Genomic DNA, 23,650 nt, shown 5'->3' with positions numbered 1-23,650 from the left:
CTTAACGACGAAAAGGCAGAACCCAAGTTCTGCCTTTTGCTGTCTAGCCCAATCTTACTTTGGGTTTTGGTGAGCAGTTACCACTTCATTTCACCCATGCTCACTTTCGCCCCAATAGTGACCCCGTCATCCACCGCCAATTGAGGGTATTGCGTGGTGATTTTCTCAATCAGTTGCTTTGAATCGCTCGATTGAGTGACAAAGTGATCCCAGTTTTTCACGTACTGCTGGGTGAAATTCACCGCGTCCACTTTGGTCGGAATATCACCAAGGTAGTGTCCGGGAATCACGCGTTTCGGTTTCAATTGTTTCATACGCTCTAGCGATTCAACCCACGCCAAGCGATCGGCTTGTGTTTGGCTATCGGCCATCCAAACATGAATGCCACTGTAAATGGATACCCCACCCAGCGCGGTTTTAAGAGACGGGATCCAGTAGTAGGCGTTGTGCGTACCCGCTTCTTTTAGCTCAATCTTCTCACCTTCAAGCAAGATGTCACCGTTGTAGACCTCTGGCACATAAAGCTGACTTGGCGCACCTTCGCCAAGAATTGGCCCCCAGTAACCGATCTTTTGATCTTTTGTGTGATTGATGTGATCAACGATGGTTGCCGTTGCTTTAATCTTTACTTGAGGAAATGCTTCCACGATCGGCTGCAGGCCAAAGTAGAAATCTGGATCGCCGCCAGTAATGTACACCGTGGTGAGTTCTTTGCCCGATTGACGAATCAACTCCACCAGCGCTTTACCTTCGGTAGTACTGAATTGCGCATCGAACAAAATGGCTTCTTTTTTCCCCGAAATCAGCGTCGAGCTGACCGGAAAAATAGCCTTTTCTTGCGGGTTATAAGTGGTCAGTTTCAGTGCAGCCAATGCTGGCTGGCTCAGTGTTGCGAGCACCGCAACGGCAAGTGTTTTCTTCATAGAGTTGGCCCTTTGAGTTATCTGTTATCAACGGGCTCTAATGTATTTCGTTTTATTTGCGCGAAATAGCCACACATACACACATCACTAGTGCGAATTATGCACTAATAGTTCACACTCACCGTTTATCGTTTATAACGCCTGCCACAGCGGATCGCTTGCCATTCGCTGACAAATAAAATCAATAAACTGCCGATGTAACGGCGTGATCTGTTTACGGCTTGAATAGACGAGGTAAACCCCTAGTTCATCAGGCTGCCAATCCGGCAAGACGGGCAATAGACGACCTTGTGCAAGATGCGGCGCCACCGCAGCATAGGGCTGCTGGCTGATGCCACTTCCATGCAGTGTTGCCGACAACACGATCGTAGAAATATTGGCGGTGATAGGGCCTTGAATATCGATACTTTCTCGGCGGTTATCTCGGGTTAAATACCAACGGTTTTTGCCAAAGTAACTGAAGCTTAAACAACGATGTGCTGGCAAATCGCTGGGCTGTTGCGGATGACCAAACTGTTCAAGATACGCAGGTGTGGCAACAAGGGCACTGCGACACACACCCATTTGCCTTGCAATAAGTCCAGGGGCCAAATCATTGGTAATTCGCACCGCCAGATCCACCCCTTCTTCAATTAAATGGGTACTGCTGTCGGCCACCAGCAGTTCGATCTGAACCTCTGGCCATTGAGCGCAAAACGCTTCCACGGCTTGCAACAAGAAATGCTCAATCAAAGAATAGGCCGAAGCAATACGAAGCTTGCCAGAAAGCGTATTGTTTTGCCGATCTCGTATCGCACTCACTTCATTAGAAAGGGACAGCATTTGATAGGCTAAGGCGAGTGTTTGCTCTCCAGCATCCGTGAGGCTTTGTTTGCGGGTGGTGCGGTGAAGCAAACGGCTTCCAACCCACTCTTCCAACTCACTAAGATAGCGAGATACCTTGGTCCTCTCGATTTCGAGCACGTTCGCGGCGCCAGACAAACTGCCTTGTTCTGCAATAGCCACAAAGGCTCTAAGAGCCTCTAATCTGTCCATTTCTCACCTCTTTTCGAGAGTATCTACTCTAATCCATTACAATTCATTACATACAACCTTTTATCTCTATTAATCAACGATTTAATTAACAAACTCTCGTATTTACCTACGAACCCATAGATTGCATGAATTTGTTATTTCACTACACTGCCCACCGAACGACAACCAAGCATAGATAAAAATAATTTGCGTTAACAATGTCTTAACGCATCGATCTGAGCAATTGGCACAGATTGGATTCTTTTTCTTGGCAACTTTTATATTGCTTACCCAACAATTTGGCTGCACATACGAACCATCAATATTTTGGTCGTGGTGATTTCTCACGCATACGCCTTGCGTTACTGCTAGGAAGAGTATCGTCAAATGGGTACAACACAACAAATACTATGATTACTATTACTTCAGATTCACTCAATATCGCTTTAGCGCTTCTTAAAGAAGCGAACTTTACTCGTGACCAGATTTTTTATAACGACGGGGTACACAGCCATCAAGTTCTGGGGCTGAATATTAAATATGAAGATTTCGAAATCGGTGGAATGTATCTCAGACAAGAGACCCGTTACACGTTAGTTTTGCACGCCGCAGACTGCATCGAGTTCTGGTTTGATCGAGAGCAGGTTCGCTTCGAATCACGCAAAATCGTTCTGCCTCATTCTAATGTGGGTCTTCCTTCCGAGCTTGCTCAGCATAACTTTTAAGCCCGAATAGCTTCTGCAGGATAGGCTCTGAGTTATTCTCACCTGTAGAAGCTATAACCCGAACTTCCAAGGAGAGGAAGAACGGGTTATCCATTACTCTCTCTAATCTGCTACGTAAGCGCGTAAAAAGATACGCACAATTTCATTGATGTGCGCCTGTTGCTCTTGCTCATTAGGCTGCGAAAGGTTCGCCACCAATTGCGGCCATAAAAATTGACCGTGAAACAAATTTAACAAGGTGGCCATGATTTGTTGGCTATCGCCAGAGATGAGTCTTCCGTCACTGATGGCATTTTCTATCCATTGTTTGAGTTCTACATCTTTGCCTCCCATCAAGGCTAGGTATCGCTGTGCCAGCTCGGGCTCTCGAATGAATTCACCCACGATCATACGCACCACTGGCAAACCCACTTCACTGTAGAGACCGGTCACTTTGCGCTGCAAGTACGCTTTGAGCTGCGAGTCCAGCGCCACATGAGCTTGATATACAAAAGTGGTGTGCTCTTTTTGCTTTTCCACCATGGCATTAATGGCTGCAGTGAACAGCAACTCTTTGCTTTCAAAGTGTCGATAAAGAGTGCGTTTTGAAGTGGATGCTTTTTCGCATACACGATCCATGTTGGCGGCATTAAAACCAAATTCTATAAATTCATCTTTGGCGGCCTCAATAAGGGCAAGCCGTTTTTGCTCGGTAACTTTCATAGCCATCCTCTTTCCATTGCCGCTTAGTATAGAGCAAAAATAACAAAAGTATACTTTCAAGTTTACTTGTAAAAAATTAGGTGTATGATCGTCACAAAATGGCGTTCAACGGATGAGAGACCATTGACAGGTGCCTAAACCAAGGCGATGTACAACAATGGCTGAACCACTTATGTCGGTTTTGCTCTATTTATTGATGTTTAACGAATGAAAAAAGCCGTTCTGCTCTCCTTACTGTTTGCTGCTTGCTCCACCCCAACCGTAGCAGACTCCTTTTCACTGCCTATCTGGAAAGAAGACGCAGAAGCGCTTGGTTACACCTTGCCAAAACCGATCGGTTTTAACTTGAGTTACATGACGATGGAGCAAGGTATTAATGTCGATTCCATCGATCTGCAAGGGTTGGACTTCAACTATCTCGATATCGGTTTGGATGCAGAACCCGGACGCCAATATACCGAAGTGCTGACATTACGGGCTGACGTTTGGCTGTTTCCCTTTCTTAACTTGTATGGTTTGGTGGGTAAGCTAGATGGCTATTCGACCACAGACGTCACCTTAACCGCAGGCTTTAACCCCAACAGACCGTTTATCACCCATAAAATCCAAGACTTTTGCTTGGATCTGGATGGCTACACCACGGGCTTTGGCGCTGTGTTAGTCGGGGGATATGAAAACTGGTTTGCGTTGGTGGACGCCAGTTTCACGCAAAGCCGTTTGACCGTCATCGACGGCACCATTGACGCTATCGTTGTCTCTCCTCGTGTCGGTTATGATTTCAATCGCCACGGGACACCGCTGCGTATTTGGGCTGGCGCCATGTACCAAGATGTTGAGCAAACACTCAAAGGTTCGCTTTCCGATCTGGGCTTGCCCTCATCCTTAACCTCACTGCTACCCAGTGATGCTCGTTTCGAAGTTCAGCAACACTTACAAACCCCATGGAACCCCATTGTGGGCATGCAGTATCAAATCAATGAGAGTTGGTATCTGCTCGGTGAGTTTGGTTTTGGTGACCGCCAGAGCATGTTCTTCTCAGTCGATCGGAGATTCTAACCCATGAGCAAAGTTGGGTGTTGCGCTCTGCTGGCTCTCACCAGCGTCAGTGCCTTTGCAAAACCACAAAGCAGTTGGGTAGATAACCTACTGGAGAAACTGGGTTCCAGCGACACCGTCGATACCAGCAAACTGATCGATTGGGGCGTGTTACCGGGCCCCTTTGTCAACCCAGAGCAAGGGCTCGGTATCGGCATCGCGGCCGTGGGATTGTATACACCAACGGGCTGGCAATCTGCAGACCCTTATTCCACCTTAACGCTGACTTCCTATGCTTCGACTTCAGGCTCTTACGGGTTAGGGGTTGAAAATCGCACCTATCTTTGTGGCGATCGTATTCGACTACTGATCGATGGTTGGGTGAGCCATACACCCGGTTATTACTGGGGCCAAGGCGAAAGCGCGGCGCAGACCGACAGCAATAAAACTCAGTACAATGCGCAACGTTACCAATTCAACCCCAAAATCGCTTATGAGATTGCACCAAGCGTCTATCTCAAAGCGGGATGGCACTGGCAAACCTACCAAGGGGTGACCGTTGACGATGAGACACCCGTAGCCAAAGCGCTGAGTAATGGCAGAAGCAGCGGCATGTTGCTGGGTATGGAATACGACAGCCGCGATTTTGAACCCAATCCGGAAATGGGCAGCTATTGGAATCTTGAATGGAGTGACTTTCGCCATCAGTATGGCAGCGACACCAACTACCAACAATGGTTGATGAATGTACGCCATTATCTGCGAGTTTCTTCGCAAACCATTGTGGCGATGGAACTCTATAGCCAAGCGTTTACCAGTGACGTGCCTTGGTACGATCAAGCCATGCTGGGCGATGACCAACGGATGCGAGGCTACTATCAAGGCCAATATCGCGATCGCAATCAGCTCTCCACCCAAGTGGAGGTGCGCCATAGCTTTAATCAACGTCATGGGATGGTGGCTTGGGTCGGCGCAGGCACCATTGCCCCTCACTACAACGAGTTGCTCGAACAATCTTGGCTCCCCACCGTTGGCATCGGTTATCGTTTTGCCTTCAAAGCGCGTATCAATGTCCGCGTCGATATGGGATTTGGCAAAGAGAGCAGCGGTTTCTATTTTCATGTCAATGAGGCGTTTTAGAAAATCATGATGAAAATGAACAAAACAACTCTTCTTCTATTACTAGCCAGCTTCTCTTCCTCGGCGTTTGCCGAAGTTGATGCCCCCGTGGGCGTGCGACCGTGTTGCGCCTTTGGTTACGACTTAAAAGCCCAGTTGGGGGGCATTCCTGTCCCGTTCTTTTCGGTGGGTAACGTGGTGGACGCCGACAAAATTGGCCAGCACCGCTACAACGATGGCTCACAATCCGTGTCGGGCAATTTGCTCGGTCTGGGCGATGAAAGCAACGGCCTAATTTTTACCCAACAAGCAGGCTTTATTGATACCGCCCACGTTCGAGACACCGCGGATTACACCTTCTATCTCTATCAAGAAAATCTCGCCCATCTTGGTCAGGAATATCAGGTTGAGCTCAAACAAGAGCTGCGTGTGCGAGAGATCCATTGGCAGCCTCAGTTTCAGGCTGAGTCTCTCAGTCAAGCCGAAAAAGTACAACGCAGTGCTGAAGCGGCTGCGTTCATCGCCTTTCAATTAGCGCAATGGCATGAAATTGCCCAGTGGTTTGGTTTGATGTCCGTCGGCGGCTTCGACGAGTTAGCGTCGGCCTTCTCCCCAGAAGATCTCTACTCCAACATGCTTGGCGCCCAACTGGCGAAACAGGTGATTCTTGACAACCCAACCTTGGATAAGAAAACCTTCTCTAAAAACGTCGATCGCGCCCTGCAAGAACGCCTGAGCGAATTCAAAGCACAATCGAAAAAGATCACTCAACAGAAGATTGAAGCGCTCGATGGGCTGTGGTGGGACAGCGCACGTCGTTTGCCTGACAAATGGCTGCTGCTCAAGCGTGACTACCATCTAGGTTACACCCTTCAGCCTAATTACCCAGGAAGCGAGCATACTCTGTCACTCAATGAGTACTTTTCTGATGGTAGTCCGATTTCCGATTGGGTCAGTCTGAAACTGATTGCCAGCGACGAGGAGAAACACTTTTCAGCCTTGCCTGATACCTTGAAAAAAGAGCAAGTCTGGACTCATCAGAACTTTGCGAGTTTGGCCGATTTTGCTTATCAGCAAGATGCTCGTCATCACCCTAAGTCATTCTCTCCTCAGGTGGGTGAAGAGTAAGCAAGTGCATAACTTGCGCTTGTTTATGCAAAATCAAGAGGCATATGCATAGCGATTATCATCTGGTAAGAATTGATGGGTTTGTTTATCTATCGATAAAAAAGATAAACAACCTAATTCAACAGATAAATATTCTAGCTTAGTTTGTTATCACCTTGTAAATATACTAAATTTTCAGGTGATATAGATCACATCTATTAATCCAATTCATCAATTTACTTTTTTATTTTTAGTGGACACTGCTACCCTGCTGCTCCCCTTGAACTGAACTCAAGGTGCATAACTATAAGGAGTGTTCATATGAATACCAAGAAACCGATGTCGCTAACCGGCCGTGTAATTCTTGGCATGGTTGCGGGTATCTTGACAGGATTCGCGATTCGCGCGCTATTTGCTGACAATGGATTTGTTGACGCATACATCGTAAATGGACTTTTTGAAGTCGGCGGTAAAATCTTTATTGCCAGCTTAAAAATGCTTGTTGTACCACTGATTTTTGTTTCGCTTGTTTGTGGTACCAGCTCACTGAAAGATATCTCGACCCTAGGTCGTATGGGTGGTAAAACCCTGGCGTTTTATATCACCACCACCGCCGTTGCTATCACGCTCGCTCTAACCATGGGCACGGTATTCCAACCTGGAGCAGGTGCAGATCTCACCGCAGCAAGCTCGTTCAAATCGGCAGAAGCACCGTCATTGGGTCAAGTGATCATCGATATGTTCCCGACCAACCCAATCAGTGCGATGGCCGAAGGCAAAACGCTTCAAGTGATCGTCTTCGCACTGCTGTTTGGTATTGCCATCAGTGCAGCTGGTAAACCGGGCGAACGCATTGCGGCGATCTTCTCTGATCTTAACGAAGTGATCATGAAGCTGGTTGCGCTACTGATGAACCTAGCCCCTTACGGCGTGTTCTTCTTGATGGCGAAACTGTTTACTGGCCTAGGTTTGGGCGCAATCATCAATCTAGGTGAATACTTCCTAGTGTTGACGGCAACGCTGCTCATCCACGGTTTGGTCACTTACAGCTTGATGCTAAAAGGCTTCACTGGCCTAAATCCATTGACTTTCTTGAAGAAAATGGAAGATGCCATTATGTTTGCCTTCTCAACGGCCTCCTCGAATGCCACCATTCCAGCCACCATGGAAACGGTTAAAAACCGCCTAGGCGTAGACAACAAAATCGCCTCGTTCACGGTTCCGTTGGGCGCAACCGTCAACATGGATGGTACGGCCATCATGCAAGGTGTGGCAACCGCGTTTATCGCTCAAGCATTCAACATCGACCTCAGCATGGGTGACTATGTGATGGTGATCCTCACCGCAACATTGGCGTCTATCGGTACCGCTGGTGTTCCGGGTGTTGGTCTGGTCATGCTGGCGATGGTCCTCAACCAAGTGGGTCTGCCACTGGAAGGTATCGCGCTGATCATGGGTGTCGACCGTCTGTTGGATATGATCCGCACCGCAGTAAACATCACCGGTGACGCGTGTGTGTCAGTGATTGTGGCGAAATCAGAAGGTGCCTTAGATCTTGAACGCTTCGCCGATCCAAAAGCAGGTGAGAAAGAAGAAGAAGTACACCTAAAACGTGCCGACGCTTAATCAGCGATTACATCGTTAATAGGCACGAATAAACAGCGAAAATAAACCCCGTGGAGCGAACGCTCTACGGGGTTTTTGTTTGGGGTCCCCCTGACCTTGAGGCCATCAACGGGCTATGCATGCACCATGCGTTGTTGGAGGTATTCAATAAAGGTTTTGATCTGCTGCGGCACGTACTTTGACTGCGCATATTGCGCCAAAATCTGCCCTTGATAATTACCGCCGAGGTGCCAGTCACTGAGTAACTCGGTCAACGCTCCCGACTCAATATAAGGACGAATCGCAAACTCAGGAAACACCGAAATACCCAATCCTCTCAGCACCGCTTCACGACGAATTTCACTGTGATTGACCGCAAATGAGCCCTTCACGTTCACCGAGATTTTTCGGCTGCCAATGGTAAAATCCCACACCCTATCACGCGGATTTTCTCCCAAGCACAAACAGTTGTGCCCCACTAAATCATCTGGATGATTCGGCGTACCTTGCTGCTGCAAATAGTCTGGGCTTGCACACAGCACCAAACGGCAACGACCTAAGCTACGAGCCACCAACCCTTCGGTTGGTTTGTCAGTGATTTGGATGATCACGTCCACCTCGTCGCCTATCGGGTCGATATAGTGATCCGCGACTTTCAGTTGCAGCGCCACTTTGGGGTGTTCAGCAATGAAATCGAGCACCAGCGGCATCAATACTTGGCGAGATAACGCTTTCGGCGCTGCAATGCGCAGTGAGCCAGACGCTTCACTTTTGTCCGTTTGCGCTGCGGAAACCGCCATTTTGGCCGCATTGAGCATATCACTGCACAGGCTATAGACCTCTTGCCCCGTCGCACTTAACCGCATTTGTCGCGTCGTGCGCTCAAGCAGTTTCTTTTCTAGCACATTTTCCAAGCGCGTTATCGAGCGACTGACCGAAGACGGCGACACACCGAGCTTTTGCGCGGTTTTCGAAAAACTGCCAGATTCGACGACATTCACGAAAATGGCCATCTCAGAAAGCAGTGGAATTAATCTATTCGTGTCCATGACGCAATTATCCTTTGCATTTTCACTGTATTGTTCCATTGAAGTTACTTATAGATACTAATTAAGTCAATTGACATTAGTCAGACAACATCAAGGACAGAGAGATGAAGAAAATCAGAAGTATTGAGGATGTACAAAACGTCGCGAGCCAAGCCAAACATGTGTTGACGCTCTTTAGCGGCGGCTTAGATAGCTCTTACTTGCTCGAGATTCTTAAAAACAGCCGCGCAAAAGTCACGGCGGTGGCCATCGATCTTGGCGATGACATCGAAGAATCCAAACTCAAGCTCATCACCGATCATTACGGCTTCGATTTAAAAATCCTCGACGCAAAACAGGAATTTGTTGAACACAGCCTCTTTTCTGCCATACAAGCACAAGCGCTTTACCTAGGTGACTATCCGGTCAGTTCCTCACTCTCTCGACCAATCATTGTTAAAAAAGCGGTCGAGCTGGCACAGATCCTCAGTTGTGACGCCATCATCCACACCGCGAATCAGTCGCAAAACAGCTTACGCCGTCTCAATGGCGCGATTGAACGTTCAGGCTACCAAGGGTTCTACGGTTCACCGTATGAATATTCCGCCATCAGCCGCGAAGAAAAAGCTCAGACGCTATTTCACTCCGGTTTGGTTGGCTTTAAATCTCGTAATGTCAGTGGCGATTCCAATTTATGGTGTCGCGAGTTTGAATCCGGCATCTTGGACGATCCGGAAAACTTCACCCTCGCCGATTCGCTTTTTACCTGGTCGCGTTGGCAACCAGAGCACCATCTTGAAGGCGACAGCATCAAGATCGGTTTCAAACAAGGTTATCCGGTTACCTTAAATGACAAACCGATAACCCTACTCGAGTTAATAGCGTTTATTAACAACCACGTTGGCGCGTATGAGATAGGTCGTTATGTAGGGTTCGACCATCTCGATCAAGACGAAAAAGTGTTAGAGGTGCGCGAAGCACCCGCTGCTATGCTCTTGATGAAGGCTTATAAGTTGCTGGAAACGGCCACTTTACCTACCGATGTTCTCAAAGCCAAAGCAATGCACAACGAAACGTGGACTCAAGAAGCGGTCGAAGGTCGTTTCGGCAGTCTGTTGCAAAATGCCAGCTATGCGTTCATCGCTCACACTGCCGAGCATGTCTCTGGCAGTGTCCTCTTTAAACTTTCCCGAGGTAATGCAATCGCCACCAGTATTGTTGCAGATAATGCACGATACCTACGTGATCGCGACAATTGGGAGATAAACGTGGCGCATACCCGCAGTATGCGCTCGGTTCAACTTGAACCGACATCTGATAAACAGCATCAAGTCGCGTAACGGAGGCGCAGATGACAATGACAGAAAGCACGACTCATAAAACCAAACAGAGCGTTCTTCCCATTTCGCAACAGCTGAAAAACTACAAATACGTCTTTATCAATGGACGACAAATGACGTTACTACTCAGCACCCATGTTGGCGAAGTGATTCGATTCAAAAACTGCTGGAACCAACTAGAACGCGATCGCTATATGGCGGATGGCGGAACATACCGTTATCGTCGCTATGGTCAGTTCACTAAACTTGCGCGTAGCAAAGAAATTGTGATGATGCCGCACGAACCCTATGTTCAACCGTCTTACATCAACACACTCAATGGCGATATTGAACGTCACTTTGAACCGTTAACCGACCGCTTTGTGACCTCCCCTGTACTAGAAAAACTGCTCAAGATGATGAGCGAAATCTATGACGACGTCGAAGGCGAACCGCAAAACTGGAATATCCGCTTGCACCCTTATCGCATTACCGCAACGGAAGCCGAAGCGGGAGAACCAACGCCTGAAGGGTTGCATCGTGATGGCGTGACTTATATCGCCTCGATGATGATCAACAAGATCAATGTATCCGGTGGCGAAACCCGCCTCACCGATGCCAATAAAAATGAGCTCGAGCGCATCACGCTCGATAAAACCTTCGACATCGTCATGGCGGATGATGCCGCTACGATGCACGAAGTCTCGACCATTACCCCCGCGAGCCGTGAGACCTCAGCATCTAGGGATGTACTCGTCATCGCTTTTACAAAAATGGAGAAATAACATGACTACAGCGACGAGTTCGTTAAAAAAAGGGAGTTTTAAGTTTCCCCTCACTGAAACACTGCTGCTGTTAGTGGCCGTATTTTGGGGAACCAGTTACGGGCTCACCAAAAGCGCTCTAGTGTATACCAGCGTTTTGCTCTTTATCTCGATTCGTTTCTCGATCACTTTCCTGTGTATGCTACCTGTCGTGATTCGAGACTTTCGCCAAGGACTCAATAAGGACTGGAAGATTGCCATACCTACCGGCTTTATCCTCTCGGCGATTTTTTTCTGCGAAGTGTTTGGGGTTTCACAAACCTCTGCATCCAATGCCGCATTTTTGATCAGCCTCACCGTTATCCTAACGGCGTTTGCCGAACTGGTGATCAATAAAAAGCGCATCAGTAATACTTTATTGGCTCTCACTGTGTGCAGCGTCATCGGCGTACTCTTGCTCACCAGCGATCAAGGCATCGAGCTTTCGCTCAACACTGGTGACTACTTTATTTTAACCGCAGCACTGCTGCGTGCCTTAATGGTCACCATGACTAAACGTTTCACCGAAGGCAAAGCCATCACCACCTCAACGCTCACCTCTCTGCAATCTTTCGTGGTGGCCAGTTGTGCAATAGTCGGTGTATTGGTGTATGTACCAGCTGCAGAGATTGTACTGCCCGTCTCACTCGAATTTTGGCTCACAGTGGCATACCTCGTGCTGTTTTGTACGCTGTTTGCTTTCTACGTGCAAAACTACGCCGTGCGCAGAACCTCACCGACTCGCGTTTCACTCCTAATGGGCAGTGAACCTCTGTTCGGCGCCATTTTCGCGATGGTGTGGTTACAAGAATCCCTCACCGCACTGCAATTGCTCGGTGGCGCACTCATCCTGTTTAGTGTGATTGTCACCTCGACTCGGGATAACTGATCGGGTTCCCCCTCTTTGAATCCATCACTTTAAGACAAACCAAAGCGAGCCTCGGCTCGCTTTGGTTTATTTGGCTCACTATGAGCCTAGACATTATCAACTTGCGCATAACCAGGGACCTAGGTGAAAGCAACAAGCATCGGCTACTGAAAATGAAGTTCTCTTTGTAACCATTCCTTAAAAGCGTTAATCCTTAACACACGTGATGACGAAGGATCACTGATCACGGAGATGCGAACGCCGGGATTGAGCCCGATATTAAATGGCTTGACCAACAAGCCGCGCTCAACGAAATCGGCGGTAATGCTCTCTGTCGCCAAGCAGGCACCATGACCCGCAACAACGGCATTAATCGCCATATCGAACGTACTGACTTCCATCCATTGGATCCCTTCACGCTTGGCCTGAACATTGGCACAGTGAAACCATTTATCCCAGTTGAAGGAGGCTGAGTTAAAGTCAATCAGCCAACAGCGTAGCAGTTGTTCTGGCTCAGTAAACTTCATGGATTCTGCTAACTGTGGTGAGCAGTAGGGAAAAATGGCCTCTTCAAATAACGTCTCTTGCTCAAGCTCAAGATGCTCGACGGTGTCATCACCTTGCCAAATAAGCACATCCGTTTCTGTGTGGCGGATATCAATGCCCTTAACGTTTTGCACACGAATAGGTACATGAGGGAATTCCATGGTGAATTTCCACAATCTAGGCATTAACCAGCGAGTCGAAAACGAGCGAGGGGCACTAACATTCAACACGCCTTCAAGCGGTTCGTTTTGAATTCGATTGAGCCCTGTAACAATGTTTTTGAAGCCATCATTCACATGTTTTTGCAGAATCTGACCCTTATCGGTGAGATGCATTTCCCGCCCACGACGAACAAACAATTTACACCCTAAACGATCTTCAAGCTGGCGTAATTTTTGGCTAATGGCAGCTTGGGTAACATGCAGCTCTTCGGCCGCTTTGCTGTAACTTTTTAGCCGCGAGGCCGATTCGAAAAAACGCAGTGCTGAGAGATAACGCAGTCGATTGTCCATAAGCTGAGGTTATAGTTCCTTTAATAAATCGTTGTTCGTAACCCATTTTGTTTGCCTTGATAATAGCGCTATCTGATAAGTAATCAAGGAAATCGCCATGAAACTAGCGAGATACATCAACATCAAGAAAATACTTAATAGATTGAAATTTAAAATAATATTTTCAATCTTGAGCAAAGAAGAAAAGTGTACGACCACCATGAGTGACCATCTCAAGAAAGACATCGGGCTAGAGTGTGATGAGAAAGATAAATCACACCACTCTAGGTTTTTATAATTAGGACTAATTGTTTAATTTAGAATAGGACTAAGAGCACCCTTTGAGATTAGCTAGCTTGTGGGAAAGAAGAAGAGAGAGCAAATAACATCGAATGCTCTTTAGAGAAAAGAGCGAGAAGCCACCCTCTCACTCTTTTTATAAACCGAAACTCATGCACTTGAAACCTGTATGGCAGGCTCGTTAACTGTCACAAAAGGCTGAATGGTACGACACGTCACCTATCGGCAAGTCACAACTTAGCAACTCAATGAAAAAGTTACTGTTGATCACTACTAGAAAATTGCGTCCACGGCACGTTTAGCTGTGCTGTAAAGTTTCCCTACTGTGACCCGAAATACCCACCGAATAAAATGAGCAGAAAGATCCGTAATTTTACTGATCCCTCTTCCAGCAAAAACCAACATATGCCCTAACAAACCTTTAGCCTGATCCGCAAGCTTTTCAGATGCTGCTGCTATTTTTTCAATATTTCTAGCCAACTGATCGTAGAAAGTCATCCCTGTTGATATACGTGCTTGTAACTCAATAGCTCTCGCATGCTGTGGTCCTGCATCATTAAGGAGGGTCACTAACGCTGCACTCAATTTGTTCGCCCAATACCCAGTAAAAGAAGCTTGATTTCTGTCATCAAATTTCAAACGAGTAGGGCTACTTAAATAGTCAACAGAGCGCACTTTTAACGCCCCCCAATTCTCACTATTGGCCGTATTCAAGTATCCTGGTGTATCATCACTTCCCATACCATGTGCAGAAAAATAAACTCCAACACCATCATCTAATCGATATTCTGCACCATTATATGGCGCATGCACAAAAGGCCACAAAGGAATCAATGGAACAGGATCAGCACCATGTGTACATCGATATATATTTTTATTGGTTTCTGTAGATTTTCGAGCATAGGAAATCTGCCCAATTCTAGGTGCTCCAAAAGTATAAAGTGTTGTAGGTACTTTTAGTTCTGTTTTAATCCAATCAGAGAATAAGGATGCTAAAGCTCCTCCGAGGCTATGTCCAACACAGTGTATATGGCTAGGTGTTTTACTTCGAGAAAGTATAAATCTCTTAACTTGAGGTTTAAGAGAATGAAATGTATTCACAAAACCAGAATGAGCCATGGCGCTATTAGGTGCACCCTTTAATCCGAGATTTAAATTCGTCATCCAATCATGACCAGTTTTAGTCCCTCTAACAGAAATCACCAATTCATTTTCTCGTTTGCCTTTTCCTATACCGATTAAAGCAAATCCTTCCGTTTTTCTGCCTATACCAAATATGCCACCGGTTTGACCTTTAAACGCTTGTGATTCTTTATTTAAACTAAACTCTTTAGTTACAAACCCATCAGAAATAAATCTCTTTGCGTGTCGATTTGTTATAAATTGATAAGGGAGATACGCCAATTCTGATGCCATTTTTGGAGATAATGGAGTCATAAATCCTCTCTAGTTATTTTTTCTTCATAACCTCGTAAACGACATATTCCATAAACAGAATGAGAACGTCCACTAGGAACAACTCGATTTTTAAAATGATACTCGTGAGGCACATCATCTATATCACACTCAAGATTATCTAAATTATCAAGAATATAATCATACAACTTTAAACCGGTATGAGAAGACCATAATAGTACTTCATGATTATTGAAACTTGCTACAATTTGAATTCCGATCAAATTCGTATTAATGGATAATGGTTTAAACCATTGACTGTGATTTATTGGCTCAAAATAAAACCTTCCTTGCTCATTCGTTCTGGTAACTCTATGGTAATATTTATTAAATCCAGCCAAAAGAGACAACTCTATATTTTCCACAGGCTCCCCACCTTTTAATACCACTCCAGAGACTGGTGGACTTACCATTATTTTATTTGGTTTTAAAAAATCCAGCATTTCACTATTAACCATAGAAAAAAACAACAACATAAAAAAAAGGAATATGTATTTAATCATTGATAAATCCCTAAACCAATTCAAAAACATATAGAAATAAAAAGAATTGAACAACCATTGATGAATAGTTATTTAAAATTTTCGCCCAGCTTCACATTAACATGTAACTAATAATGTTAACTAGTTTGTTGTTCTTATTATAATACGATTAACTTACCCGTTTTACTCACTGCTCTCAAGAAAACGTCTGAGCTGCTCTTCGTCGACAATCTCTAAACCGTTTTCTCCTTTGCTAACAAGGCCTTTGTCCATCAGCTCTTTGACGGCACGACGGTAAACGCGGCTTGAGGTGCCAAAACGTTCTGCTTCTTGGTTGACCTTATCAAATCCACCGAGCATGACTGGGCGCTGCTTTTGCTGCAATAAATCAAAAGCGATGTTGTACGCAATGGGGTGAAGCAAGCGGCTGGTGTAGATCTCCATCGAATCTTGATAATCTTCCGCCAGTGCAGAGGCAAAAAACACCATCATTTCCGGCTGCTGCTCTAATGCTTGAGCCAAACGATGAATGCAAATAAGGTCAACTTGCAGATGTTCGTCAGCCGTAACCGTCCATTGACAAGGCGTTTGCGTAAAGAACTCCATTTCACCGAAAATATGGTCATCGCAGTTCGCTTCTCCGAGCTGAAAACGTCGACCATTGGCCGCTATGATGTTCATAGAAACGCGCCCCACTGGCACAACAAACAGTTGTTCTAGCTTTTCCCCCTGACGGAGGATCTCAGTCCCTGCATCAACATAGTAACTGCTGACTTGGCAACGGTAGATCAGCTCTCGAAAAGCTTTGCTCTGCTCTGCTAAATAGGCAGAAAAACGGCCTGTTGCGGAAGGCGTGATTCTCATGTTTCACCTCTGTGATGCGTTATGGGAAGAGTACGTTTCCTTGGCCAAGATGTCATCTTTTTCAGAGAGTTTGGCGCTCTTGCGTTATCACTGATGCAACGAGTTTTGATCGTGTTGGCTTGAATCGTACCTTGCGAAGAGCTTGAGAACGGGGCATGTCCTGCCTAAGGTGTATTTTGTGGTGAAATTTATATGCCAGCAATTGCTTAAAGTGTTATAAGACAAATCCACAGACATCACCATGGGATAACGAAGGATGGCAATAAAAGGCCAAATAATAGAATGGAATGACGAAAAAGGTTACGGGTTTATTTCTGCCATTGGTGGAGAACTGAAAGTATTCTTTCATATTTCTTCCGTCACAAACCGTGGCTATCGCCCCAAAATAAAAGACAATGTCACTTTCAACGTGGCTGAAGACAAAAAAGGGCGCTTCAACGCTGAAAATGTTGTCGTTCTTGGTGTGCATGGTTTCCCTTTTACCATTTTGTTTGGTTTTAGCTTTTTCGTTGCAGCAACCGCCTCCGTCGTCCTATTCGATGGGCCAAAAATTCTCATCCCATTGTATGTAGTGTTGAGTATGTTCACCTATCTGATGTTTGCTAAGGATAAACAGGCAGCGCAGGATGGTCGCTGGAGAACACCTGAAAGCACCCTGCATCTCCTCTCATTACTCGGTGGTTGGCCTGGAGCGCTATTAGCTCAATTTCTGTTGCGACACAAATCGAAAAAACAACCTTTCAAATTCATTCTATGGCTGACTATCACTCTGAATATCGCTGGTTTTCTTTGGTTATTTACCGAGTCAGGTCGACACCTTGTTCAGGTTGTTTTTGGTGATTTTTCACTTTAGGGGATTTTCACTCTAACGCCGTGAGCCAATCGATTTCAAACCATCGATTCCAAACAATGGTTCCCAGCAATGGTGGTGATTGGATAGCGATAAGTATCACTGACATTTGGCTCTGCACTCACAAGTTTTTCCAAACGAAAAACGGCATCCGAAGATGCCGTTTTCTATTATGAGCAAGATGGTTGTCTATTGGCAGGAAAGCGCGGTTAAAGCCGCCAATGACGCACGTTTTTCGCCCGCCATCATGGCATCATCATCATTCACGTATTGGCTTACCCCTTCTTTAACATCTTGCTGATAGCGCACGACATTATTCAGCACAGAAGCCACGTGCAATCCACGTAAACGACCCACCGTAAGCAACGCCGAAGTTTCCATATCGGCTCCCAAGATGCCTTTTTTGTTCCAGTATTGGCACAAAGTTTCTTCATCATCGGTATAGAAGCTGTCGTGAGAACGCACGACGCCCATATGGTAGGGCACCGCTTGCGTTTGCAAATAGCCATCCAACCCTTTGAGCAAGCTAAAACTGGCATAAGCAGGATAAGCCGCATCAATGTAGGCTTTTGAGCCCCCTTCATCGCGCACTGCCCCTTCCGCTACGATCAACTCACCCAGTGCGATGTTCGGTTGCATCGCACCTGCCGAACCAACACGAATGATGTATTTCGCGCCGCATTGCTTGAGCTCCTCAACGGCAATAATCATCGATGGAGCACCAATACCCGTACTGCAAACGGTGATGGCTTTGCCTTGAAACTCACCGTTAAAAAGGCGGTATTCGCGGTTCTCTGCAATCAGTTCGGCGTTTTCCAGTAACGCCGCAATTCGATTAGCGCGATCCGGCTCGCCACACACGATCACTCGCTTTGCGACTTGCGTTTCATCAACACACAGATGAGGTTGTTTACTCATGCGACTGCCTCATCGGCCGATTTTTCTGACTTCTGCTGCGTCGATGCTTGGTTGCGCTTCGCCGTACGAGCCCATTCACGCGTACCATTCGCAGCAATGAACATCAGGATCGCGTACTGCAGTGACATCGCATACACGCCTTGCATGGCATAGATGCCCACACTAATGATGTTGATCACCACCCAAAGCACCCAGTTTTCAACATATTTTCTGGTCATGAGGATTTGCGCCACGATGGACAATACCGTCATAGTCGAATCCCAGAATGGGAAAGCGTCGGGCTCCAATACTGGCTCAGCAAGCCCAGCGCCGAACACATTCATGGTGTCCACTGCGATATTTGCCAATGCGAAGAAAAATGGGTCGATGTACACGGTCAATAACGCAATCGCACACACGCAGAGGCCCGCAGTGATCACCATTTTCTTTTGGCTCAGCCAGCGCACTTCCAGCAAATCCCCTTCGGCATTCGGTCTTGTCCATGCATACCAGCCATAAACGTTAGCACAAAAGAAAAACAGCTGTAGCAAAAGCAATCCGTATAATTGAATTTGGAAGAAGATCACCGCAAATAGCGTCACGTTAATCAAACCAAATAGATAGTTGATGGTTTTTTCTTGGCTGGCAAACCAAATGCAAAGCAAACCAAAAATGGTCCCAATGGCTTCAATCCAGCTCATCGCATAGCCATCACCAATCGGAATATTCACAAGCGTATTATTGATATCAAATAGGGAGAACAGCTCCATATTAGGTCCTTTTTATCGAGTGTTATTGGATAGAAAGATGGTATATCCCGCAGTAAGCAAAAAGGGAGGACATTTGTCCCCCCTAACTGGTGTGCGATCATAATTTGAATCAATCGTTCTTTCTATGATTAATTCGGTTCTCTCTAATAGGTCATGCAACAAAGGACTGTGTTCAGTTAATTTTGCTCCAGCTCGATACTTTAGTGTTGATAAAGCCGCATTCGATCAACGCCCGCTCAATGGTCCCTTTTTGTCTAAGGATCGCGATGCCTTGATTGAGCGCTTGAGCCAGTTTTTCGCTTTCAGGGAATTGTCGAGAGAGAATGAAATGGCGCGAACCGGTTAAGCCAATTTTCACTTTCGGAATAGGGTAAAACTGAAAACCTCGGGTGGTAAACGAGAGATCATCAGACACCTGAAATGGCGCCAGCAGGAAATCGACGCGGTGGCGGCCCACCATATCAACCATATTGCCCCAGTCGGCCACATTGAGTAAGTTACTCAGCGGCAAGGCTTGTAAAGTGTTCCAATCGCTCACCCATTGTGAACTACTGACGGCAGAGAGCTGATCAATATGAATTGGCTGCTGCGCATTGAGCAGATCCTCACGAGTGCTAACGGTATACAGGCCCGCTTCAAACTCGCCTTGGCGAATCACCGCATCACTGACCCATAAACGATCGCCATCCCCACCCACTGCGGAATCCCAAATGGTGTTCGCTGCCATGGCATAATCGGGCAGCATCGACATACGACGAATACGTTCAGCCACCGGGGCGGTATGAAACTCTAATGTGACGGGCACCCCACCCAACATAAACGCTTGTTGAAGCAACACAATTTCTACCGTGCTGCGCCGCGCTTTGGGGCCAGTAAAATCGTCTATCGTAAGGGGGTCTCGATCATTGACGAAAGCTTGGTAATCTTTCAGCACCTTCTCTTCAACCACGACGGGCAGAACAAGTGCAAAACTCTGGCTAGAAAACAATAATAAAATCAGCAACAACCGCATCATTTTGCTCTACTCTTTCAATTGAGAAAAACCAGCCACTTAATTATAAATTTATTATTAATGCTATTAAGCGTAGCACGCCCTACTAATCTAAAGGAGATTTGTCTGGGTAAGTGACAAGTCGAAGCAAACTGCGGCCCAGTTTGCATTCGATGAGTAAACGACAACAATATTATTTCGAGCACTTTGCGGTTAATTCCGTTTTAACGTAACGACTTGAGAAAAGTCGATCCAACCATTTGCCAAAAGCTCGGGGGCAGAGATCCGCTCGGAAATATTCAAATCTTGTTGCACATGATAGAGCGGTTGATAAAGGCCAAGCTCCGCCAATTTATCTTCTAATTCCCCGAGCATGCGCAAGCGATGACTCGCTGCTTCTTGCGCCATACTGTCAACGACTTGCTGACGTACCCACGCTCTCATTTCATCACTTAAACAAGCATTGACCGAGGTCGTGCAAAGTAACCAACCGAGCCAAGACATTTCCATGTCATCACTGAAAACCTCACCCGAGATGATGACGTCTGCCTCACGCAACCGAGTTTCATTGTCAAACTCAGGGAATGGCAAAATGGTCACTTCACACTCTAGGCCAAACGAGCTTAATTGCTTGGCGATCTGTTCAACCACCGCAATATGAGTACCAAGTTGGTAGGTCAATAATCTTATTGGCTGCTCCGGCATCAAGAAATCTCTCGTGGCTGTTAAGCCATGCCCGGCCTCCACTGTTTCTCCCACCTCTTGAGGCAAATTGAGATAACTCGTCATGCCGTGTGCTCTGGCCAACACTTCGCATTGCTCATCCGAAGGCATTGGCATCAGCAGCATTTGACTTTGTAGCCAAGCACGATGCGCATCCTTCTTCATCCAAGGATGACGCAATGGATTTAACATCGCGTAAACGCAACCAGGCTCCCATTGTCTTTTCGGGACAAACCCATCACTGCCAAACTTTTTGATCTCTCGACCATGCGCCACATCGCTGTGCAAAGTGAACGCCTTGGCATTGGCTCCCACATTCCATATTTCAATGCCATCGACCCACGGTCGAAAGCCATGATAACGAGAAAACACCGTCAACAAGGTGCGCCACTCATTTTGTTCTGCCAATACAAAAGGGCCTGACCCCACCAATTGTTGGTCTGCGTATCGACTGATGCCCATCGCGGTATGAGCCAATAACTTAGGCAACAAACGTGGCATGCGTTGGCTGATAAAACGGAGTTGTCTCTCGCCATCAACAATCACCTCGTCAATAAAATCAAACAGCGGCCGACTGTATGAGTGCGACTGAGTTAGGCGTTCAAAATGCGCTTTAACACTATGTGCTGTAAGTTCACTGCCATCGTGAAAATAAAGTTCTTTGCGCAATACAACCGTCAGTGTGTCACCCTCCAAATGATAAAGCTGGGCCAAATCACGGCTAAATTGGCCAGTCTCAGGCTCAAAATGGATCAACGTTGCGTATAGGTAGCGAGCGATGTGATGTTCGGTTCGTCGACTAATGTAAAGCGGGTCCAAACCGTGTGTTGCACGATAGAAGGGTATTTGCAAAATGTCACTGTCACTTTGTTTGGGTTGATATTTTGCCACATAGCGACTTAAAAATACGGAACGTTGCTGCTCAGGCAGCAACGCCAGCGCTTGTTCGATTTGCCCTGCCTTGAGGTAACGCTCTGCCTGCCGGTTGATTCGACCATCCACTGATTTCAGTCGTTTAGCTTGTGGCAAATGCCCTCTGCCAACACCTGATTGCCAATCAATGATCTGCTCTTTTACCAAACGCTTAATCAGTAGCTGTGCATTACGCCGAGTACACCCTAACGCGGCACTAAAGCGATCTAATGACACCGCTTTCCACTCATTTCTATTCAATTCATCGCGACAAAACGCGAGCGCTTGCCAGTATCGCATAAAGGTGAAATCCTAATTTTTAATTTCTATTTTTCTTCATCTTTTCGTCTGGATAATAAACGAACTCATCTAGGAAGAAAGGATACTCACATGAATACGTTAGCTGACACTCAAATTTCAATTTGGCGGCATCGCCCTTTTATGATTCTATTTTCCAGCGCCTTTTTCGTCGCTTTTAGTGCACAGCTCTACAACTTGGCGCTGCCTCTATTGGTCTATGAACTCACACAATCGTCAGAGATGATGGGATGGATGCGTGCAGTAGAATTTTTGCCAAACTTACTGCTGGCGCTCTTTATTGGCGTTTGGGTTGACCGAGTCAACAAAAAACGCTGGTCACAAGCCATGCTTCTCGGGCAATTTGCGGTTGTGCTCGCATCGTATGCTGCCGTTGAATGGTTAGATCAGCCGCTCTGGGTTTTGTTTCCCGCGGCCTTTTTGATGATGGCGTGTAACTATGGTTATCACAATGCGCGCATTGCGATGATGAAAAACACTTTATCGCATGGAATACAAAATACCGCTACCGCCCGCATGAGCTCGCTCAACAGCTTTATGGAAACGGTCGGGCCAGTACTTTCTGGCGCTTTGATGCTGCTTTCTGCGTTACACCACATTTTCTTGGCTGTGGGACTCTTACTGATGCTGGCCTATTGGCAATTGCAGCGCCTAGAGATCACCCCGACACCACCGCGGCATCACGACAGTGTTTGGGCCTCACTCAAGCAGGGCTGGCAGGTACTCAGAGCAGAGCGCAACATGTGGACAATCACGCTAGCAGTGATGCTGATCAACACCACGGGGGCAGTTTTTTGGATTCAAGCACTTTATTTCGCCAAATCGGAGCTGAACTTAAATTCAGTGGAGGTAAGTTATCTCATGGCGGCATCAGGAATCGGTGGACTCATTGGGTCCTTCAGTGCCGACAAGGTGCGGCGAAACATTGGCCTTGGCCCGCTTCTCATTCTGTCCATCGCTTTGGAGGCCGTCGGCTTTCTCATTCCGTTAATCACTCCTAGCGTAGTGACGCTGACCATCGCCTTTTGCTGGATTTCCGCCATTGGCTTATACAGCAGCATCTGCATTTGGAGCTATCGACAGGAAGCCTTTGAAGAACAACATTTAGGGCGTGTCGCTGGCATTACTGGCTCCCTATTTAAACTGCTCATGCCTTTTGGTTTGGCAGGCTCCGGCTATTTGGTGACTCACATTGGCTTAGCCAACTTATTCATCCTCTGCTTTTGCCTTCAACTCATCACTGCGTTTGTATTGTGGCGCAGCCGCGTTCGGCACATTCGCTGAGTTCGGTACGTTGGCTAAAACGCTGCGTTAGCTGAGAAGGATTGGTACATGCGTTTTAGCGATGTAGAAAATCATCACAAATAAAATACACGTCACTGAGGTAAACACCGTGCGCAGTTGGCGATTGAGCTGAGGTTTAAACGCCAACATCGCAAACCCCACATAAGCCACCAGCAATAACAATTTTTCTGTCAGCCAAGTATCGGCAAAGGGATACTGGCTGATCGTTAGGCACAGGGCGATAGCGGAGATCAACATCACCAAAGTAATGACTTTATGCACCTTCAAGGGCCATTCTTTCATAAGCCAAGTCGACGCTTTGAATCCCCAATAGGCTCTCAGAGCAAAGCTGAGAAAACTTAATACGATCAATCCAATATGCGCTTTAAGCAGAAGTAAATACATCATCATCCCTAATTGATTTCATTTTCAAACGGACGTTTAAAGTAATTACTCTTTCCAGACCGCGCCTTGATGTAAATCAAATGATGCCAAAATGTTTAATTTGTAAAGCAGAAG

At 46.5% G+C, this 23,650-nt stretch carries 23 protein-coding genes; 10 read left to right on the top strand and 13 right to left on the bottom strand.

Going from position 1 to position 23,650, the window contains the following annotated elements:
• Positions 1 to 77: 77 nt before the first annotated feature.
• Together vmh and PQQ36_RS06595 are read right to left on the bottom strand one after the other, a co-directional pair.
• Positions 78 to 923 (bottom strand): MBL-fold metallo-hydrolase Vmh, encoded by an 846-nt coding sequence (gene vmh / locus PQQ36_RS06600; protein WP_061057723.1) that lies wholly within the window; start codon positions 921 to 923, stop codon positions 78 to 80.
• 132 nt (positions 924 to 1,055) lie between these two features.
• A complete protein-coding gene (locus PQQ36_RS06595; RefSeq protein ID WP_011151647.1) occupies positions 1,056 to 1,958 on the bottom strand; it encodes a LysR family transcriptional regulator in 903 nt (300 codons plus the stop codon).
• Positions 1,959 to 2,347: 389 nt separating this feature from the next.
• Here PQQ36_RS06595 and PQQ36_RS06590 point away from each other — a divergent pair, with 389 nt between their 5' ends.
• Positions 2,348 to 2,662 (top strand): hypothetical protein, encoded by a 315-nt coding sequence (locus PQQ36_RS06590; protein WP_011082267.1) that lies wholly within the window; start codon positions 2,348 to 2,350, stop codon positions 2,660 to 2,662.
• A gap of 102 nt (positions 2,663 to 2,764) precedes the next feature.
• Here the strand turns inward: PQQ36_RS06590 and PQQ36_RS06585 are convergent, their stop codons facing one another.
• Positions 2,765 to 3,364, bottom strand: a complete 600-nt coding sequence (locus PQQ36_RS06585) for a TetR/AcrR family transcriptional regulator (protein ID WP_015727482.1) — start codon at positions 3,362 to 3,364, stop codon at positions 2,765 to 2,767.
• A gap of 207 nt (positions 3,365 to 3,571) precedes the next feature.
• Between PQQ36_RS06585 and PQQ36_RS06580 the strand changes: the two genes are divergently transcribed.
• The 4 genes from PQQ36_RS06580 (at position 3,572) to PQQ36_RS06565 (ending at position 8,251) form a co-directional block, all read left to right on the top strand.
• Positions 3,572 to 4,420 (top strand): TonB-dependent receptor, encoded by an 849-nt coding sequence (locus PQQ36_RS06580; RefSeq protein WP_225470605.1) that lies wholly within the window; start codon positions 3,572 to 3,574, stop codon positions 4,418 to 4,420.
• A gap of 3 nt (positions 4,421 to 4,423) precedes the next feature.
• Positions 4,424 to 5,539: a BamA/TamA family outer membrane protein gene (locus PQQ36_RS06575; RefSeq protein ID WP_273660594.1), complete on the top strand. Its 1,116-nt coding sequence runs from the start codon at positions 4,424 to 4,426 to the stop codon at positions 5,537 to 5,539.
• A gap of 6 nt (positions 5,540 to 5,545) precedes the next feature.
• Positions 5,546 to 6,646, top strand: a complete 1,101-nt coding sequence (locus tag PQQ36_RS06570) for a DUF4056 domain-containing protein (RefSeq protein ID WP_045598580.1) — start codon at positions 5,546 to 5,548, stop codon at positions 6,644 to 6,646.
• Between the two features lie 300 nt (positions 6,647 to 6,946).
• Entirely contained in the window at positions 6,947 to 8,251 is a 1,305-nt protein-coding gene (locus tag PQQ36_RS06565; protein WP_045598582.1) for a dicarboxylate/amino acid:cation symporter, read from the top strand.
• 113 nt (positions 8,252 to 8,364) lie between these two features.
• On the opposite strand, the gene PQQ36_RS06560 is transcribed toward PQQ36_RS06565, so the two are convergent.
• Positions 8,365 to 9,279 carry a LysR family transcriptional regulator gene (locus PQQ36_RS06560; RefSeq protein WP_015727479.1) on the bottom strand — a complete coding sequence of 305 codons (915 nt, stop codon included), beginning with the start codon at positions 9,277 to 9,279 and terminating at the stop codon, positions 8,365 to 8,367.
• 104 nt (positions 9,280 to 9,383) lie between these two features.
• Between PQQ36_RS06560 and PQQ36_RS06555 the strand changes: the two genes are divergently transcribed.
• Genes PQQ36_RS06555 through PQQ36_RS06545 form a run of 3 tightly spaced genes read left to right on the top strand, consistent with a single transcriptional unit; the run spans position 9,384 to position 12,269 of the window.
• Entirely contained in the window at positions 9,384 to 10,598 is a 1,215-nt protein-coding gene (locus PQQ36_RS06555; protein WP_045598584.1) for an argininosuccinate synthase-related protein, read from the top strand.
• Positions 10,599 to 10,609: 11 nt separating this feature from the next.
• A complete protein-coding gene (locus tag PQQ36_RS06550) occupies positions 10,610 to 11,362 on the top strand; it encodes a 2OG-Fe dioxygenase family protein (RefSeq protein ID WP_045598585.1) in 753 nt (250 codons plus the stop codon).
• A 1-nt stretch (position 11,363) separates the two neighbouring features.
• Positions 11,364 to 12,269: a DMT family transporter gene (locus PQQ36_RS06545; RefSeq protein ID WP_015727476.1), complete on the top strand. Its 906-nt coding sequence runs from the start codon at positions 11,364 to 11,366 to the stop codon at positions 12,267 to 12,269.
• A 143-nt stretch (positions 12,270 to 12,412) separates the two neighbouring features.
• Here the strand turns inward: PQQ36_RS06545 and PQQ36_RS06540 are convergent, their stop codons facing one another.
• From PQQ36_RS06540 to PQQ36_RS06525, 4 genes are all read right to left on the bottom strand, one after another.
• The gene (locus PQQ36_RS06540) at positions 12,413 to 13,306 is read right to left on the bottom strand and encodes a LysR substrate-binding domain-containing protein (RefSeq protein ID WP_045598587.1); all 894 of its coding nucleotides are present in this window, start codon (positions 13,304 to 13,306) and stop codon (positions 12,413 to 12,415) included.
• 552 nt (positions 13,307 to 13,858) lie between these two features.
• The gene (locus tag PQQ36_RS06535) at positions 13,859 to 15,022 is read right to left on the bottom strand and encodes a lipase family protein (protein ID WP_045598592.1); all 1,164 of its coding nucleotides are present in this window, start codon (positions 15,020 to 15,022) and stop codon (positions 13,859 to 13,861) included.
• Positions 15,019 to 15,543: a DUF4198 domain-containing protein gene (locus tag PQQ36_RS06530; RefSeq protein ID WP_224635688.1), complete on the bottom strand. Its 525-nt coding sequence runs from the start codon at positions 15,541 to 15,543 to the stop codon at positions 15,019 to 15,021. Before PQQ36_RS06530 ends, PQQ36_RS06535 begins: the two co-directional genes overlap by 4 nt.
• A gap of 162 nt (positions 15,544 to 15,705) precedes the next feature.
• Positions 15,706 to 16,386 (bottom strand): Crp/Fnr family transcriptional regulator, encoded by a 681-nt coding sequence (locus PQQ36_RS06525; RefSeq protein ID WP_011151635.1) that lies wholly within the window; start codon positions 16,384 to 16,386, stop codon positions 15,706 to 15,708.
• 256 nt (positions 16,387 to 16,642) lie between these two features.
• On the opposite strand from PQQ36_RS06525, the gene PQQ36_RS06520 reads away from it, so the two are divergent.
• On the top strand, positions 16,643 to 17,239 hold the full coding sequence (locus PQQ36_RS06520; protein WP_130194489.1) for a DUF1294 domain-containing protein: 597 nt from the start codon (positions 16,643 to 16,645) through the stop codon (positions 17,237 to 17,239).
• Positions 17,240 to 17,425: 186 nt separating this feature from the next.
• Here the strand turns inward: PQQ36_RS06520 and PQQ36_RS06515 are convergent, their stop codons facing one another.
• From PQQ36_RS06515 to PQQ36_RS06500, 4 genes are all read right to left on the bottom strand, one after another.
• Positions 17,426 to 18,154 carry a nucleoside phosphorylase gene (locus PQQ36_RS06515; protein ID WP_130194490.1) on the bottom strand — a complete coding sequence of 243 codons (729 nt, stop codon included), beginning with the start codon at positions 18,152 to 18,154 and terminating at the stop codon, positions 17,426 to 17,428.
• The gene (gene pnuC / locus PQQ36_RS06510) at positions 18,151 to 18,903 is read right to left on the bottom strand and encodes a nicotinamide riboside transporter PnuC (protein ID WP_011082253.1); all 753 of its coding nucleotides are present in this window, start codon (positions 18,901 to 18,903) and stop codon (positions 18,151 to 18,153) included. The genes PQQ36_RS06515 and pnuC overlap by 4 nt, the downstream gene beginning before the upstream one ends.
• Before the next feature lie 172 nt (positions 18,904 to 19,075).
• Positions 19,076 to 19,918: a hypothetical protein gene (locus PQQ36_RS06505; protein ID WP_011151631.1), complete on the bottom strand. Its 843-nt coding sequence runs from the start codon at positions 19,916 to 19,918 to the stop codon at positions 19,076 to 19,078.
• 189 nt (positions 19,919 to 20,107) lie between these two features.
• Positions 20,108 to 21,829: an ABC transporter substrate-binding protein gene (locus PQQ36_RS06500; RefSeq protein WP_130194491.1), complete on the bottom strand. Its 1,722-nt coding sequence runs from the start codon at positions 21,827 to 21,829 to the stop codon at positions 20,108 to 20,110.
• On the opposite strand from PQQ36_RS06500, the gene PQQ36_RS06495 reads away from it, so the two are divergent.
• Positions 21,815 to 23,131 (top strand): MFS transporter, encoded by a 1,317-nt coding sequence (locus PQQ36_RS06495; protein WP_324169696.1) that lies wholly within the window; start codon positions 21,815 to 21,817, stop codon positions 23,129 to 23,131. The two genes, PQQ36_RS06500 and PQQ36_RS06495, sit on opposite strands and share 15 nt — an antisense overlap.
• Positions 23,132 to 23,158: 27 nt before the next feature.
• On the opposite strand, the gene PQQ36_RS06490 is transcribed toward PQQ36_RS06495, so the two are convergent.
• Positions 23,159 to 23,536, bottom strand: coding sequence for a SirB2 family protein (locus PQQ36_RS06490; RefSeq protein ID WP_224638771.1), 378 nt, complete (start codon positions 23,534 to 23,536; stop codon positions 23,159 to 23,161).
• Between the last annotated feature and the right edge of the window lie 114 nt (positions 23,537 to 23,650).

Origin of the sequence: Vibrio sp. CCUG 15886, assembly GCF_028570825.1 — a bacterium.
GTDB lineage: Bacteria > Pseudomonadota > Gammaproteobacteria > Enterobacterales > Vibrionaceae > Vibrio > Vibrio vulnificus_B.
The sequence above is the reverse complement of the archived record's forward strand: the minus strand, read 5'-3'. Positions and strand labels throughout refer to the sequence as shown.

Bases quoted from the DNA above. Each gene is read 5' to 3' on its own strand.
- vmh (WP_061057723.1), bottom strand. From the start codon at position 923: ATGAAGAAAACACTTGCCGTTGCGGTGCTCGCAACACTGAGCCAGCCA.
- PQQ36_RS06595 (WP_011151647.1), bottom strand. From the start codon at position 1,958: ATGGACAGATTAGAGGCTCTTAGAGCCTTTGTGGCTATTGCAGAACAA.
- PQQ36_RS06590 (WP_011082267.1), top strand. From the start codon at position 2,348: ATGATTACTATTACTTCAGATTCACTCAATATCGCTTTAGCGCTTCTT.
- PQQ36_RS06585 (WP_015727482.1), bottom strand. From the start codon at position 3,364: ATGAAAGTTACCGAGCAAAAACGGCTTGCCCTTATTGAGGCCGCCAAA.
- PQQ36_RS06580 (WP_225470605.1), top strand. From the start codon at position 3,572: ATGAAAAAAGCCGTTCTGCTCTCCTTACTGTTTGCTGCTTGCTCCACC.
- PQQ36_RS06575 (WP_273660594.1), top strand. From the start codon at position 4,424: ATGAGCAAAGTTGGGTGTTGCGCTCTGCTGGCTCTCACCAGCGTCAGT.
- PQQ36_RS06570 (WP_045598580.1), top strand. From the start codon at position 5,546: ATGATGAAAATGAACAAAACAACTCTTCTTCTATTACTAGCCAGCTTC.
- PQQ36_RS06565 (WP_045598582.1), top strand. From the start codon at position 6,947: ATGAATACCAAGAAACCGATGTCGCTAACCGGCCGTGTAATTCTTGGC.
- PQQ36_RS06560 (WP_015727479.1), bottom strand. From the start codon at position 9,279: ATGGACACGAATAGATTAATTCCACTGCTTTCTGAGATGGCCATTTTC.
- PQQ36_RS06555 (WP_045598584.1), top strand. From the start codon at position 9,384: ATGAAGAAAATCAGAAGTATTGAGGATGTACAAAACGTCGCGAGCCAA.
- PQQ36_RS06550 (WP_045598585.1), top strand. From the start codon at position 10,610: ATGACAATGACAGAAAGCACGACTCATAAAACCAAACAGAGCGTTCTT.
- PQQ36_RS06545 (WP_015727476.1), top strand. From the start codon at position 11,364: ATGACTACAGCGACGAGTTCGTTAAAAAAAGGGAGTTTTAAGTTTCCC.
- PQQ36_RS06540 (WP_045598587.1), bottom strand. From the start codon at position 13,306: ATGGACAATCGACTGCGTTATCTCTCAGCACTGCGTTTTTTCGAATCG.
- PQQ36_RS06535 (WP_045598592.1), bottom strand. From the start codon at position 15,022: ATGACTCCATTATCTCCAAAAATGGCATCAGAATTGGCGTATCTCCCT.
- PQQ36_RS06530 (WP_224635688.1), bottom strand. From the start codon at position 15,543: ATGATTAAATACATATTCCTTTTTTTTATGTTGTTGTTTTTTTCTATG.
- PQQ36_RS06525 (WP_011151635.1), bottom strand. From the start codon at position 16,386: ATGAGAATCACGCCTTCCGCAACAGGCCGTTTTTCTGCCTATTTAGCA.
- PQQ36_RS06520 (WP_130194489.1), top strand. From the start codon at position 16,643: ATGGCAATAAAAGGCCAAATAATAGAATGGAATGACGAAAAAGGTTAC.
- PQQ36_RS06515 (WP_130194490.1), bottom strand. From the start codon at position 18,154: ATGAGTAAACAACCTCATCTGTGTGTTGATGAAACGCAAGTCGCAAAG.
- pnuC (WP_011082253.1), bottom strand. From the start codon at position 18,903: ATGGAGCTGTTCTCCCTATTTGATATCAATAATACGCTTGTGAATATT.
- PQQ36_RS06505 (WP_011151631.1), bottom strand. From the start codon at position 19,918: ATGATGCGGTTGTTGCTGATTTTATTATTGTTTTCTAGCCAGAGTTTT.
- PQQ36_RS06500 (WP_130194491.1), bottom strand. From the start codon at position 21,829: ATGCGATACTGGCAAGCGCTCGCGTTTTGTCGCGATGAATTGAATAGA.
- PQQ36_RS06490 (WP_224638771.1), bottom strand. From the start codon at position 23,536: ATGTATTTACTTCTGCTTAAAGCGCATATTGGATTGATCGTATTAAGT.